Origin of the sequence: Pseudomonas sp. HD6515, assembly GCF_024971855.1 — a bacterium.
GTDB classification, from domain to species: Bacteria; Pseudomonadota; Gammaproteobacteria; order Pseudomonadales; family Pseudomonadaceae; genus Aquipseudomonas; species Aquipseudomonas alloputida.
In genome coordinates this window covers 5,115,658-5,128,714 of sequence record NZ_CP079827.1, presented here as the reverse complement: position 1 = coordinate 5,128,714, position 13,057 = coordinate 5,115,658, and the positions used below count along the sequence as shown (strand labels likewise).

At 62.7% G+C, this 13,057-nt stretch carries 11 protein-coding genes; 4 read left to right on the top strand and 7 right to left on the bottom strand.

Annotated features, from left to right (window positions below):
* The first annotated feature begins 12 nt into the window (after window positions 1–12).
* On the top strand, window positions 13–279 hold the full coding sequence (locus tag KW568_RS23745) for a hypothetical protein (protein ID WP_014859143.1): 267 nt from the start codon (window positions 13–15) through the stop codon (window positions 277–279).
* On the opposite strand, the gene KW568_RS23740 is transcribed toward KW568_RS23745, so the two are convergent.
* Window positions 280–885 carry a flavin reductase family protein gene (locus KW568_RS23740; protein ID WP_259536990.1) on the bottom strand — a complete coding sequence of 202 codons (606 nt, stop codon included), beginning with the start codon at window positions 883–885 and terminating at the stop codon, window positions 280–282. It lies immediately after the preceding gene.
* Between the two features lie 119 nt (window positions 886–1,004).
* Entirely contained in the window at window positions 1,005–1,370 is a 366-nt protein-coding gene (locus KW568_RS23735) for a hypothetical protein (RefSeq protein WP_004575150.1), read from the bottom strand.
* A 342-nt stretch (window positions 1,371–1,712) separates the two neighbouring features.
* Here KW568_RS23735 and KW568_RS23730 point away from each other — a divergent pair, with 342 nt between their 5' ends.
* Window positions 1,713–2,465 (top strand): membrane protein, encoded by a 753-nt coding sequence (locus tag KW568_RS23730; protein ID WP_003251984.1) that lies wholly within the window; start codon window positions 1,713–1,715, stop codon window positions 2,463–2,465.
* A 125-nt stretch (window positions 2,466–2,590) separates the two neighbouring features.
* Here the strand turns inward: KW568_RS23730 and KW568_RS23725 are convergent, their stop codons facing one another.
* From KW568_RS23725 to bglX, 4 genes are all read right to left on the bottom strand, one after another.
* Entirely contained in the window at window positions 2,591–3,910 is a 1,320-nt protein-coding gene (locus KW568_RS23725; protein WP_003251986.1) for an MFS transporter, read from the bottom strand.
* A gap of 254 nt (window positions 3,911–4,164) precedes the next feature.
* Window positions 4,165–5,499, bottom strand: coding sequence for a sigma-54 dependent transcriptional regulator (locus KW568_RS23720; protein WP_003251989.1), 1,335 nt, complete (start codon window positions 5,497–5,499; stop codon window positions 4,165–4,167).
* The gene (locus tag KW568_RS23715; RefSeq protein ID WP_003251992.1) at window positions 5,493–7,250 is read right to left on the bottom strand and encodes an ATP-binding protein; all 1,758 of its coding nucleotides are present in this window, start codon (window positions 7,248–7,250) and stop codon (window positions 5,493–5,495) included. Before KW568_RS23715 ends, KW568_RS23720 begins: the two co-directional genes overlap by 7 nt.
* An 86-nt stretch (window positions 7,251–7,336) precedes the next feature.
* Window positions 7,337–9,628 (bottom strand): beta-glucosidase BglX, encoded by a 2,292-nt coding sequence (gene bglX, locus KW568_RS23710; RefSeq protein ID WP_259536989.1) that lies wholly within the window; start codon window positions 9,626–9,628, stop codon window positions 7,337–7,339.
* 186 nt (window positions 9,629–9,814) lie between these two features.
* On the opposite strand from bglX, the gene KW568_RS23705 reads away from it, so the two are divergent.
* Both KW568_RS23705 and KW568_RS23700 read left to right on the top strand, forming a co-directional pair.
* Window positions 9,815–10,432 carry a TPM domain-containing protein gene (locus KW568_RS23705; RefSeq protein WP_003251995.1) on the top strand — a complete coding sequence of 206 codons (618 nt, stop codon included), beginning with the start codon at window positions 9,815–9,817 and terminating at the stop codon, window positions 10,430–10,432.
* A gap of 165 nt (window positions 10,433–10,597) precedes the next feature.
* A complete protein-coding gene (locus tag KW568_RS23700) occupies window positions 10,598–11,812 on the top strand; it encodes an SAM-dependent methyltransferase (RefSeq protein WP_004575154.1) in 1,215 nt (404 codons plus the stop codon).
* 33 nt (window positions 11,813–11,845) lie between these two features.
* Here KW568_RS23700 and KW568_RS23695 read toward each other — a convergent pair whose 3' ends face one another.
* On the bottom strand, window positions 11,846–12,856 hold the full coding sequence (locus KW568_RS23695; RefSeq protein WP_003251999.1) for a DUF4917 family protein: 1,011 nt from the start codon (window positions 12,854–12,856) through the stop codon (window positions 11,846–11,848).
* Window positions 12,857–13,057 lie beyond the last annotated feature (201 nt).

Here is a 13,057-nt window from a genome sequence, read left to right as displayed (position 1 = left end):
GGATGAGGTAAAGTGACGCCCTTGTTCAATCACGCGGACAGCAACATGGCACGTAGGGAATTCACTCATTTCGAAGCGGTATCGGCGATGGTGCCGGTGGAAGGTGGCGGCTACAACGCGGCCATCGCAGTCAAAGCCTTGGGCATGGGCGGTGCGCCGCGTTTTCACAAGGTTCTCGACGGGCAGGTGTTCAAGGGCGCTGTGGCCGCCGACGAAGCGGCCACCGCCGAGCTGCAACGCCTGCAGGGCGTCAGCGAAGAGGGTGAGCTGGTCTGGTGATCAGGCCGGCGGCCGGGCCATCTTGAACAGGTTGCCCAGCTCGAAATAATCCGCCGGGCCACCCCCACGCAGGATCGGCTCGGCGGCAGCGGTATCGTAGATGCCGTTGTTCAACAGGTGCTCGGCAATGTGCACCGCCACCACTTCCCCAAGGATCAGCCAGCTGGGCACCTCTTGCTGGTCGGCGCGCTTGAGCTGGACGATCTGGCTGACCTTGCACTCGAAGGCTACCGGCGTTTCACCCACGCGCGGCACCTTGACGATGCTAGACGGTGCGGCAGTGAGGCCGCTCAATTCGAATTCGTTCACTTCGGCAGCAACCGGTGCGCAGCTCAGGTTCATTTGCTTGGCCAGTGGGCGGGTAACCAGGTTCCAGACGAACTCACCGGTCTGCTCGATGTTGTTCAGGCTGTCTTTGCGCCCGACGCTGCAGAAACCGATGATCGGCGGGATGTAGTTGAACGCATTGAAGAAGCTGTAAGGCGCCAGATTCAGGCGGCCTTCGCGGTCCTGAGAGGAGATCCAGCCGATAGGGCGGGGACCGACGATGGCATTGAACGGGTCGTGCGGCAGGCCGTGGCCTTTGGCGGGTTCGTAGTAATACATCTGTGCTGGGCTTGTTGGCCCTACCTCCTGGTGGACAAGGTGCCTAGTGTGCCAAGCCTGAGCTCGTGTGCAAATGATCAAGCCCGGCCGAAGCCGGGCTGGGTGCTCGCAATCAGGTATCAGCTGATGCGGTGCGCGTTGGTGCGGTCGAAGCCGTCTTCAGCGAAGCGCTGGCCGCCGGTGCGGTCGAAGCCGTCTTCAGCGAAGCGCTGGCCGCCGGTGCGGTCGAAGCCGTCTTCAGCGAAGCGCTGGCCGCCGGTGCGGTCGAAGCCGTCTTCAGCGAAGCGCTGGCCGCCGGTGCGGTCGAAGCCGTCTTCAGCGAAGCGTTGGCCACCGGTGCGGTCGAAGCCGTCTTCAGCGTAGCTGGCTTGCTGGGTTTGAACCGCGGCAAAGGTGTGAGCGTCGGTCCGGTCGAAGCCATCTTCGGCGAAGGCGCCAGCTGCGAATACCGAGAGGGCCAGGGTAAGGATCAGTTTGTTTTTCATGGTTGCTGCTCCGAGGGTGCGAGAGGTTGTTTGTTTCTATGGGTTTAATCCTACGCCTATAAATTTGATTAAAAAGCGCAAAAAATAGCGCATAAAAATCGAATAAATAGATGTGTCTGTGTGCGCTGCGCGTGAGTCAGGCAGCGGGGTCATCCACTCGCTGCAAGCACTCGCGTCGTCGTTTTCTCAGCCATTGCAGCTTGAAGAGCGGGAATTAATGGGGCGTTAAGAACGAAATATCTTGTTTCAAAGTTCTATCAACGCTTTTTTCATGCGTCACCAACCGTTTTTTCAGGTGCACCTCAGCACCATCGCCGCACCTTAGACTGGAGCGGCACAACAATGAACAAACTCCCGCAAATCACCTTGGCCTTCTGGGTCATGAAGATCTGCGCAACTACCCTTGGCGAAACGGCAGGCGACTTGCTGTCGATGACGTTGAACATCGGCTATGCACTCAGCTCGTTGATGCTGATCAGCGTGTTCCTGCTGACCTTGGTCGGCCAGCTTTACTCACGCCGCTACCACCCGATGTTGTATTGGCTGGTGATTCTCTCCACCAGTACCGCTGGCACCACCATCTCCGACTTCATGGACCGCACCCTGGGCCTGGGTTATGCCACGGGGTCGGCCCTCCTCATCGGCATCCTGCTGCTTACCTTCCTGGCCTGGCGCCTTAGCGGCAACCCGCTGGATGTCAACCGCATCAAGAACCGAACGGGCGAGCTGTTCTACTGGGTGGCAATCCTGTTTTCCAACACCCTTGGCACAGCGCTGGGCGACTACCTGGCCGATGACTCGGGGCTGGGCTTTGCCGGCGGTGCGCTGTTGATTGGCAGTACCATTGCACTGGTGGTGGTCGCCCGCTACTGGACGCGTATTCCCGGCGTGGTGTTGTTCTGGGTCGCGTTCGTGCTCACCCGGCCGTTTGGCGCCACCTTGGGCGACTTCCTCACCAAACCCCATGAAAAGGGCGGCCTGGACTTCGGTACGGTCGGCTCTTCGGCTGTGCTGGGCGGGGTGTTGCTGGTGCTGGTGCTGATGGCCAACTGGTACCAGCGTCGTGACCCGCGACAGGCGCTTGAGATGTCCTGAACCGGCTTTCAGGTACGAGTGAGCCGAATAGAATGTTTAGTCGGCTCACAGCGACATAAGTGCTGATCGAACAAATGAAAAGGGCGCACCTGAAACGGTGCGCCCTTTTCATTTCGGCTTCGCATTCACTCAGTGGTAATCCGCGAGTGCTGCTTGGTGTCTTTCATGGTCGCGTAAACCAGCAGCGAGCAGGCGATACAGGCGGTGACGTACCAGTAGAAGCCGCTCTCCATACCAGCGCTCTTGAACCACAGGGCCACGTATTCGGCGGTGCCACCGAAGATCGACACCGTCAGGGCATACGGCAGGCCCACGCCCAGGGCGCGAATCTCGGTAGGGAACAGCTCGGCCTTGACCACGGCGTTGATCGAGGTATAGCCGCTTACGATGATCAGTGCGGCCATGATCAGGAAGAACGCACCCCACCAGGTCTGGATGGTGTGCAGGGTGCTGAGGATGGGGACGGTGAACAGGGTGCCGAGCACACCGAAGGCGATCAGGATCGGACGGCGACCGATCTTGTCGGACAGACCACCGATCACCGGCTGCAGGCACATGAACAGGAACAGCGTGGCGGCCGAGATGGTGGTTGAGTCACTGATGCTCATGCCCACGGTGTTGACCAGGTATTTCTGCATGTAGGTGGTGTAGGTGTAGAAGGCCAGGGTGCCGCCCATGGTCAGGCCAACGACGGTCATCAGCTCCTTGGGGTGACGCAGCAGGGTGCGCATCAGGCTTTCCTTGGCCTTTTCCTTCTTGGTGAACGAGGCGGTTTCTTCCATGCCGCGACGCAGGTACAGGGCCACCACGGCGCACAGCGCACCGATCACGAACGGCACGCGCCAGCCCCAGGCGTACAACTGCTCGGTGGTCAGGGTCTGTTGCAGGACGATCAGGACCGCCAGGGCGATGAGCTGGCCAGAGATCAGGGTCACGTACTGGAAGCTGGAGAAGAAACCACGGCGCTCCTTGCTGGCCATCTCGCTGAGGTAGGTGGCCGAGGTGCCGTATTCACCACCCACCGACAGGCCCTGCAGCAGGCGCGCGATGACCAGCAGGACAGGTGCGGCGACGCCGATGGTTTCATAACCTGGGGTCAGGGCGATGACCAGCGAGCCTGCGCACATGAGCAGTACCGACGCCATCAGCGCGGCCTTGCGGCCCTTGCGGTCGGCGTACAGGCCCATCAGCCAGCCACCGATCGGGCGCATGAGGAAGCCCACGGCGAAGATCGCAGCGGTATTGAGCAGTTGTGCGGTGGAGTCGCCGGCGGGGAAGAAGGCCTTGGCGAAGTACAGCGAGAATGCGGCGTAGACGTACCAGTCGTACCATTCGACCATGTTGCCGATGGACCCGCTGAAAATCGACTTCAGGCGGCTGGCGGTGGTTTTTTCTGCGGCAGGCGCGGTGGCCGCCCCGGCGGGCAGGGAGGTGGCGTTATCCATCAGGGATACCTTCTCGTTGTTTTTGTGGAGCGCGCCGTGGCGCAGCTTGCCAAGGCAATTGCAGAAGGTGTGCCAAATGGGGGCGGGCTGATTCATTTCAGGGCATCCAATACCCCAAAACCGGCACAGTAGTGGGGCTTGCGCTGCCCTTTGCGGGAGCGGGCTTGCCTGCGAAGGGCTGCAAAGCAGCCCGGAATCTCGAGGTGATAAGCGGTTTTTTGCCTACCAAGTGTAGGTCATAAGCGGATTTCCGCTCATTCCTGCCCAACAAAATCCTCGCGCACCAGCCCATGCCGTTGCATCTTCTCGTTAAGGGTGCGCCGCGGCAGTTGCAACGCCTCCATCACCGACTTGATCTCGCCCCCATGCTGACGCAAGGCCGCGCGCAGGCATTGCGCCTCGAATGCTTCCATCTGCTCGCCCAGCGACTGCCCGGCAGGTGCCACCTCGATGTTTGGCGAACCTAGCCCCAGCGCATGCCGCTCCGCCGCATTGGCCAGCTCACGCACGTTGCCAGGCCAATCATGTGACAGCAGCTGCGCCAGCTGTGCAGCCGATAGCGGCGGGGCGGTGCGACCCAGCTTTTCACCTGCAGCACGGGCAAAGTGTTCGAACAGCAGCGGAATGTCCTCCCGCCGCTCGCGCAGCGGTGCCAGGCGCAATTCGGCCACGTTCAGGCGGTAGGCCAGGTCTTCGCGGAAGCGCCCGGCACGCGCCTCCTCCAGCAGGTCGGGCTTGGTCGCAGCAATGATGCGCAGGTCCACGCTGATGCTCTGGTTGGCCCCCAGGCGCTCCAGCTTCTGCTCCTGTATCACCCGCAACAGCTTGGCCTGTTGGGCCAGTGGCATGCTCTCGATTTCGTCGAGGAACACGGTGCCACCGTTGGCATATTCCAGCTTGCCGATCCGTTTACCCTGGGCGCCCGTGAAGGCGCCGCTCTCATGGCCGAACAGTTCGGCCTCGAACAACGACTCGGGGATGGCTGCGCAGTTAAGGGCTACAAAGGGCTTGGCGGCACGGGGGCCAAAGTCGTGCAGGCAGCGGGCCACCCGCTCCTTGCCACTGCCGGTTTCACCGCGAATCAGCACGTTCACCGGCAGGCCGGCCAGGTCCAGCACTTGCCGGCGCAGCTGTTGCAGGCCCTGGGACATGCCCAGTAGCGTGACTTCCAGGCGTGACTTGAGGTCGGCCTGCTCGTGGAGCCGGCGGTTCTCAAGTACCAGCTGGCGCTTTTCCAGGGCGCGGCGCAGGCTGCCCAGCAAGTCTTGCGGCGTGAAGGGTTTTTCCAGGAAGTCATAGGCCCCCATGCGCATGGCTTCTACCGCCATCGGTACATCACCGTGACCGGTCAGCAGAATCACGGGCAGGTCGGGGTCGTTCGCCTGCAGGCGTTCGAGCAATTGCAGGCCATCCATGCCCGGCATGCGCACATCGCTGATGATCACCCCAGGGAAGTGCTGCGGCAGGTGTGCCAGGCACGCTTCGGCGTGAGCGAACAACTGCACGCTGAAGCCAGACAGACTCAGCCATTGCTCGACAGCAGTGCGGATACTGGCTTCATCATCGACGACGATCACCGAATTCAACATACAGGCTCCAGGTCACGGGGCAGGGTAAGGCTCAGGCGCGCGCCGCCAGGCAGGTTTTCGGCCCGCAGCTGGCCGCCGGCCTCGTGGACGATGCCGTAAGAAATGGCCAGGCCCAGCCCTAGCCCTTCCCCCACCGGTTTGGTGGTGAAGAACGGGTCGAAGACCTTGGCCAGGTCGGCTTCGGCAATGCCGCCACCCGAGTCGAGCACACTCAGGCGCCATAGTGCCCCGTCGGGTTCGATGCGGATCTCCAGGCGTTTGTAACGCTTGTCGAGCATGGCGTCGAGTGCATTGTGCAGGAGGTTTATCAGCACCTGCTCCAGGCGGATGGCATCGCCGCGTACCCAGGCCGGGCGTGCCAGGTACAGCGCCACTTCCACTTCTTCGTTGCGAAGGCGCGCTTCCAGCAGGTGCAAGGCCTGGTCGACCACGGTTGCCAGGTCAAGGCGTTCGCGCAGGCCCATCGGGCTGTTGCGGGCAAAGGTTTTCAGGTGGCTGGTAAGTGCTGCCATGCGCGTGAGCATCTGTTCCAGTGGCTCCAGCGCTTGCCGCGCTTCGTCATGGCGACCATGGTCAAGCAGCAGGCGCAGGGTTTCCAGCTGCATACGCTGGGTGGTCAGCGGCTGGTTGATTTCGTGGGCCATGGCCGCCGACATCTGCCCGAGAGCGGCGAGCTTGGCTGATTGCACCAGGCCTTCCTGGGCAGTGCGCAGCTCACGGGTGCGTTCTTCGACCTGGCGTTCGAGTTCTTGCCGGCTGCGCTGGCGCAGGCGTGCCAGGCGCAGGCGTTGGCTGACGAAAAGGGCGGCGAACACCAGGCTCAGCCAGACGGCGGCGGCGCCAAGCGCGGCATTACGGCCGTCGGCAGCGACCTGCGGTTTGCGCAGCAGGTGCAAGGTCCAGTTTTCGCCTTCCAGCGGCAGGCTTTCCCACAGATACTCGGTACTACCCTCGGGGCCTTGCACGCGGCTAAGGGTGCTGTAGGGGGCAAACCGCGTCAGCACCTGATGGTGTAGCGGCACCAGCGGTTGCTTGTCGTACTGACGGGTTTCGGCCAGCTCGGCACGGTCGGCGCCACTGAGCGGCTGAAGCTCGCGGTAGCGCCAGCCATCCTGGTTTGCGATGAAAGTGATGCCGCGTGCGTCGCTGACCAACAGGATATCGTTGCCCTGTCGCCATTCGCGCTCCAGCTCAGGGAACTCCAGCTTGACCACCATGGCGCCAAGGAATCGGCCATGCTCGTCGTTCACCGCGCTGGCGAGGAAGTAGCCCGGCACGCCACTGGTCACGCCCACGGCATAGAAGCGGCCACTGCCCTGGTTGCGGGTTTGCTTGAAGTAGGGGCGGAAACCGTAATTGGAGCCGACGTAGCTGCTGGGCAGCCGCCAGTTGCTGGCGGCAATGGCCAGCCCGGTGCGGTCGAGCAGCTCGAGGGTGGAGGAATTGGCGGCGCCATTGATGCGTTCGAGCTTGAGGTTCAGGGCGTTCTGAACCTTTTCGTCGACCGGGCCGCGCAAGGCTGCGATCAGCTCCGGGTCCAGCGCCAGCACGGCGGGTAGGGCACGGTAGCGATCGATCAGGGTGTGCAGTGCGTTGGCGTACAGGCCCAGTTGCTGGCTGGCACGCTTGGCGTCGTCTTCCATGGCCTGGCGCTTGGCCTGGTGCATGGCCCAGCCGGCGCTGAGTGCGGTACCCAGCACGATCAGCAGGGTGATCAGCCCCAGACGCAGGGCGCGAAAGGAAAAGGGCATCGGGGGCGGATCCGGTGGCGGGATATCGGGGCCGGCCTCTTCGCGGGTTTACCCGAGAAGAGGCCGGAACAGGCGGCCTTTTTCAGTCAAAGCAATTCAAAGCTCTGCTGCTGCACCGCCTGGGAGTCCAGCCCTACCTGGACATTGAACTCCCCTGGTTCGGCAACCCGCTGCAACTGGCCATTGTAGAACTTCAGGTCGTCTTCGCTGATGCGGAAGGTCAACGTGCGGGTTTCACCCGGTTCAAGCATCAGCTTCTGGAAGTTTTTCAGCTCTTTCATTGGGCGGCTCATCGATGCCGACACATCCTGCAGGTACAGCTGCACCACCGTCTCGCCTGCAACCTTGCCGGTGTTCTTGACCGTTACCTTGGCTTCCAGCGTATCGCCGCGCTTGAGATCCTTGCTCGACAGGTTCAGGCCCGACAGCTCGAAGCTGCTGTAGCTCAAGCCATAGCCGAACGGGTAAAGCGGCCCGTTGGGTTCTTCGAAGTATTGCGAGGTGTAGTTGCCCGGCTTGCCCGGCGTGAACGGCCGGCCGATGCGGGTGTGGTTGTAGTACATCGGGATCTGCCCCACCGACCGTGGGAAGGTAATGGCCAGCTTGCCGGAGGGGTTGTAGTCGCCAAACAGCACGTCGGCGATGGCATTGCCGCCTTCGGTGCCGGCGAACCAGGTTTCGAGGATGGCGTCGGCCTGGCCGCGCTCCCAACTGATCGACAGCGGCCGGCCGTTCATCAGCACCAGCACCAGCGGTTTGCCGGTGGCCTTGAGCGCCTTGATCAGCTCGCGCTGGCTGGCCGGGATCTCCAGGGTGGTACGGCTCGACGACTCGTGGGACATGCCACGGGACTCGCCGACCACGGCGACCACGACGTCGGATTGCTTCGCCGCCTTGACTGCTTCATCGATCAGCACGGCAGGTGGGCGTGGGTCGTCGACGATTTCCGGGGCATCGAAGTTGAGGAAGTTCAGGTAGTCGAGTATCGCCTTGTCACCCGTGACGTTGGAGCCTTTGGCGTAGACCAGCTTGGCCTTGCCTTCCACGGCGCGGCGCAAGCCTTCGCGCACGGTCACCGAGTGGACGGGTTTACCGTCGGCGGCCCAGCTGCCCATCATGTCGATCGGGGCATCGGCCAGCGGGCCGACCAAGGCAATGGTGCCGGCCTTTTTCAGCGGCAGGGTCTGGTTGCGGTTTTCCAGCAGCACCAGGCTGCGGCGTGCCACGTCACGCGCAGCTTCGCGGTGCAGGCGGTCGTTGCCGTAGTAGTCCTTCAGGTCGGTTTCGGCCTTGCCGATGCGCACGTACGGGTCTTTGAACAGGCCCATGTCGTACTTGGCACCCAGCACTTCACGCACCGCCTGGTCCAGCTCGCGCTGGGTCACCTCGCCGGACTTCAGCAGGCCCGGCAGCTCTTCGCCGTACAGGGTATCGTTCATGCTCATGTCGATGCCGGCCTTGATCGCCAGCTTGGCGGCTTCACGGCCGTCACGGGCGACGCCGTGGCGAATCAGCTCCTGGATGGCACCGTGGTCGCTGATGGTCACGCCCTTGAAGCCCCAATCCTTGCGCAGCAGGTCGTTCATCAGCCAGGTGTTGGAGGTGGCCGGTACGCCGTTGATCGAGTTCAGCGCCACCATCACGCCACCGGCACCCGCATCGAGCGCGGCGCGATAGGGTGGCAGGTAGTCGTTGTACATTTTCGGCAGGCTCATATCGACCGTGTTGTAGTCGCGCCCGCCTTCCACGGCGCCATACAAGGCGAAATGTTTGACGATGGCCATGATGCTGTCGGGGTTGGCCGGGCTGCTGCCCTGGAACGAGCGCACCATTACCTGGCCGATTCTCGAGGTCAGGTAGGTGTCTTCGCCGAAGCCTTCACTGGTGCGGCCCCAGCGCGGGTCACGGGCGATATCCACCATTGGCGCGAACGTCATGTCCAGGGCGTCGGCCGAGGCTTCGATCGCGGCGGTGCGGCCGACCTTGGCGACGGCCTCCATGTCCCAGGTAGCGGCCATGCCCAGGCCGATCGGGAAGATGGTGCGCTCGCCGTGGACGGTGTCGTAGGCGAAGAACATCGGGATCTTCAGGCGGCTGCGCATGGCCGCGTCCTGCATCGGCCGGTTTTCGGGGGCAGTGCGGGAGTTGAAGGTGCCACCGATACGGCCGGCGGCGATTTCCTCGCGGATCTTGTCGCGGGGCATTTCCGGGCCGATGCTGATCAGGCGCAACTGGCCGATTTTCTCGGCTTCGGTCATCTGGCTGATCAGATGCTCGATGAATGCCTGCTTGTCCTGCAGGGGCGGGGCGGTGGGGGCGGCGAGGGCCGCCTGACTGGCAAGGCCCATGGCCAGGCCCAGCAAAGACAGTTTCATCATCAATTCCGTTTTGGGGCCTCTGCCGTATCCACGGTGATACGTGCGCGACCGAAGTTTTCAGGCGGCTATTGTTGTACGATTTGCAGGCAATTCTTCCAGCGGCGGATTATGCCTGAATATGTCGCCTGCGGATGAAGCCCCGAATGCCGGGATAACAACTATAAGAATGCTCAAGAGACCGACGGCATGACCCCCTTCGACGAATACCATCAACGGCAGATTGCCGAAGCCATTGCCCGTGCCGAACGGCGTACCGATGCCGAACTGGTGACGGTGCTTGCCCGTCGTGCCGACGATTATGCGTATTGGCCGTTGTTGTGGGCCGCCGTGCTGGCACTGACCGTGCCCGGTCTGTTGCACTGGCTGCTGGCTTGGCCCAGCGTGCGTGGCGTGCTGATGGGCAACGTGCTGCTGTTCGTCGTTTTGTGCCTGCTGCTGCGCAACCCGCGCCTGGCCGACTGGCTGATCCCCCGTGCCTTGCGCCGCTGGCGTGCCGCGCGCCTGGCCCGCCAGCAGTTTCGCGAGCAGAACCTGCAGCGCACAGCAGGCGCCACGGGCGTGCTGATTTTCGTCAGCGAGGCGGAGCGGCATGTGGAGATCCTGGTCGACCGGGGTATCGAACACTGCCTGGATGCCGAAGCCCGCGCGGCCATCGGTGCCCGCTTGGCCGAGCAGGTGCGCCAGGGCCGCACCTTGCAGGGCTTTGTCGAGTGCATCGAAGCGTGTGGCGAGCTGCTTAGCCAGCACGTGCCGCCAACCCATGCCCGCAACGAGTTGCCCAACCGCTTGGTGATTCTCGACTGAAGGCGCGCCCAGCCTTGCTGGATTCCCTGTAGAAGCGGGCTTGCCCGCGAATCAGGCGACACGGTGTCTGCCACCGGCTTTGCCGGTGTTCGCGGGCAAGCCTGCTCCCACAGGGTGCCTGCGGCACGTTAGAATAGGCGTTCCGCTACCCAAGGCCCCCTTTTCATGTCCGCCAGTACTTCTGCCTCTTGCGCGCCGGATGCGCGCGCTCAGTTTCTCGACCTGCTGAACGCCGCCCTGTACGGCGAAACCCTGGTCAAGCTGGTGCTGGCGCGCCATGTCGGTGCCGACCAGACCTTGCAACGGATCATTGCCAAGCCGCTGCAGGTCAAGGGCCAGCCGTGCCTGTCGCTGGTCTACCGCCACCAGACCCGCGACATTACCCGCAACCTGCCGCTGGATCAGGCCCAGGTGCTGGTTGCCGAACTGCTGCCGGACAGCTTCCGCAATGCTCATCTGTTCGATGCTGACGGCGAAGTGCAGTTGACCTTCAGCAAGAAGGGCAAACCGATGCTCCAGCGCCACGGTGCCCAGGCACCGCGCGTGGCCGATGCGGGCAGCGGGCATGACCGCGAGAAGAAGCGTTATCTGGAGCTGTCGCGGCCCTTTTTGCGCGACCTCGGTGTGACCGACGCACAAGGCGCACTGATCCCGTCCATGTCACGCAAGTGGAAGCAGATCAACAAATTCATCGAGGTCTTCGATCACGCCCTGGCCAATGCACCGGTGTCGACGGAACAGGCGCTGCGGGTGGCCGACTTCGGTTCGGGCAAGGGCTACCTGACCTTTGCCATGCATGACTACCTGCGCAACAGTCTGGGCCGTGACGCACAGGTGACCGGCGTGGAGCTGCGCCAGGACATGGTCGACCTGTGCAACGCCGCGGCCGCACGCCTCGACCATCCGGGCCTGGAGTTCCAGTGTGGTGACGTACGCAGCGTGGTGCCTGAGGCCATCGAGGTGATGATCGCCTTGCATGCCTGTGACATCGCCACTGACTACGCCATCCACACCGGTATCCGCTGCAACGCCGCGATCATCATGTGCTCGCCGTGCTGCCACAAGCAGATCCGCCCGCAATTGCACAGCCCAGGGTTGCTGCAACCCATGCTGCAGTATGGCCTGCACCTGGGCCAGCAGGCCGAAATGCTGACCGACAGCCTGCGTGCGCTGTACCTGGAAGCCTGTGGCTATGAAACCAAGGTGTTCGAGTTCATCTCGCTGGAACACACCAACAAGAACAAGATGATTCTTGCGGTGAAGCGTCGGCAGGCGGGGGATAACGGGGCGTTGCTGGAGAAGATTGCCCAGCTCAAGGCGTTCTATGGGGTGCAGGAGCATTGCCTGGAAACGTTGTTGCGCGCGGATGGGTTGCTCTGACGCCACCCATCGTTACGCCTGCCGGGCACCTTGTCAGCGCTGAGCAGAGGGCACTTCGATAGCCAATGCTGCCTGCCCCAACGGATGGGTGCTGGCATCGAAGAAATGCAGCACCGTCCCCGGCAAATCTCCGAAACGATCTGCAAAATGCTGCTTCTGATTGATCACCGACGCCTCGCCCAGCGGCCGAATGGCAATGGATAGCTGTTGCGGACGGGCTTGGCGCACAGCGTCGAGCAGGTGCCGGTCACTGCTGTCCAGATGCTGCCCGAACAGGCATATCCCTTGGTTTTCCTGCGCCAGCTGCCCCAGGCACCAGCTCAGATAGTCCGAGTTGCGGATAGCGCGCAGTTTCTCGTCGCTGCGGTCTTCGTTGACGAACAGCGGTACTTCACCCGGGATATTCACGGCAAACCCATCGAGCAGTTCGGCGCTTTCAGCGCTGCGCTGGCGGGTGGTGCCGTCGGGCAACTTGAGCAGGTGCAGGCCGCCATGCAGGTGCAGCACCCGGGTACCTTCGCTGCCGGTGCGTCGCACGTCGAAATAGCCTTGTTCGTCGAACAGTTCGGCGAAGCCATTCGGGGCGTGCTGCACGGCCCATGGCAGCACCAGGTCGTAGTTGCTGGTGTAGACGCTTCGATAGGCGCGCAGGGCCTGATTGAGGGTTGCCAGGGTGGCCGGCGGCATCAGCGGCCAGGGCAGATGCACCGTGCGCACGGCGTGAATCAACGCTTCCTTGATCGAGTAGTAGCGGTTCAGCGGCGCGGTGGAGTTGATGGCCAGTGCGGCATTGGTACGCACGGTGGTGTTGAGGGCGCTGAGCACCGGCTCGAACAGTTCCGTGCCCAAGGACTTGAACAGTGCCTGGTCACTGACCGCCAGGCCTTTCTTGCGGCCTGCGCGTTGCGCTTGCTCGAACAGCGAGAAGTAGCCGAACGGCTTCCATACTGCGCGGCTTGCGCCATTGCCCAGCAGCAGGGCGTCGCAGGGGTGGCGGGCGGCGAGTTCTGGCCAGGGGGTAAGGGTGGCATCAAGTGCGGGCATGCTGGATCCGTTGGGTGGTGCGGGGAACGGGGCGACTTTAGCATGTCATGCGAGGTATGCGAGGGTTGGTGTCAAGGCGAGGTTTTGTGTTGCCTGTGCTGGCCCTTTCGCGGGTGAACCCGCGCCTACAAGTCCATGTAGGAGCGGGTTTACCCGCGAAAGGGCCAGCACAGGCGCAGCACGTTGAACAGGATGAAAGCC

Coding starts and splice junctions, on each gene's coding strand:
- KW568_RS23740 (WP_259536990.1), bottom strand. CDS start 885: ATGTATTACTACGAACCCGCCAAAGGCCACGGCCTGCCGCACGACCCG.
- KW568_RS23735 (WP_004575150.1), bottom strand. CDS start 1,370: ATGAAAAACAAACTGATCCTTACCCTGGCCCTCTCGGTATTCGCAGCT.
- KW568_RS23730 (WP_003251984.1), top strand. CDS start 1,713: ATGAACAAACTCCCGCAAATCACCTTGGCCTTCTGGGTCATGAAGATC.
- KW568_RS23725 (WP_003251986.1), bottom strand. CDS start 3,910: ATGGATAACGCCACCTCCCTGCCCGCCGGGGCGGCCACCGCGCCTGCC.
- KW568_RS23720 (WP_003251989.1), bottom strand. CDS start 5,499: ATGTTGAATTCGGTGATCGTCGTCGATGATGAAGCCAGTATCCGCACT.
- KW568_RS23715 (WP_003251992.1), bottom strand. CDS start 7,250: ATGCCCTTTTCCTTTCGCGCCCTGCGTCTGGGGCTGATCACCCTGCTG.
- bglX (WP_259536989.1), bottom strand. CDS start 9,628: ATGATGAAACTGTCTTTGCTGGGCCTGGCCATGGGCCTTGCCAGTCAG.
- KW568_RS23705 (WP_003251995.1), top strand. CDS start 9,815: ATGACCCCCTTCGACGAATACCATCAACGGCAGATTGCCGAAGCCATT.
- KW568_RS23700 (WP_004575154.1), top strand. CDS start 10,598: ATGTCCGCCAGTACTTCTGCCTCTTGCGCGCCGGATGCGCGCGCTCAG.
- KW568_RS23695 (WP_003251999.1), bottom strand. CDS start 12,856: ATGCCCGCACTTGATGCCACCCTTACCCCCTGGCCAGAACTCGCCGCC.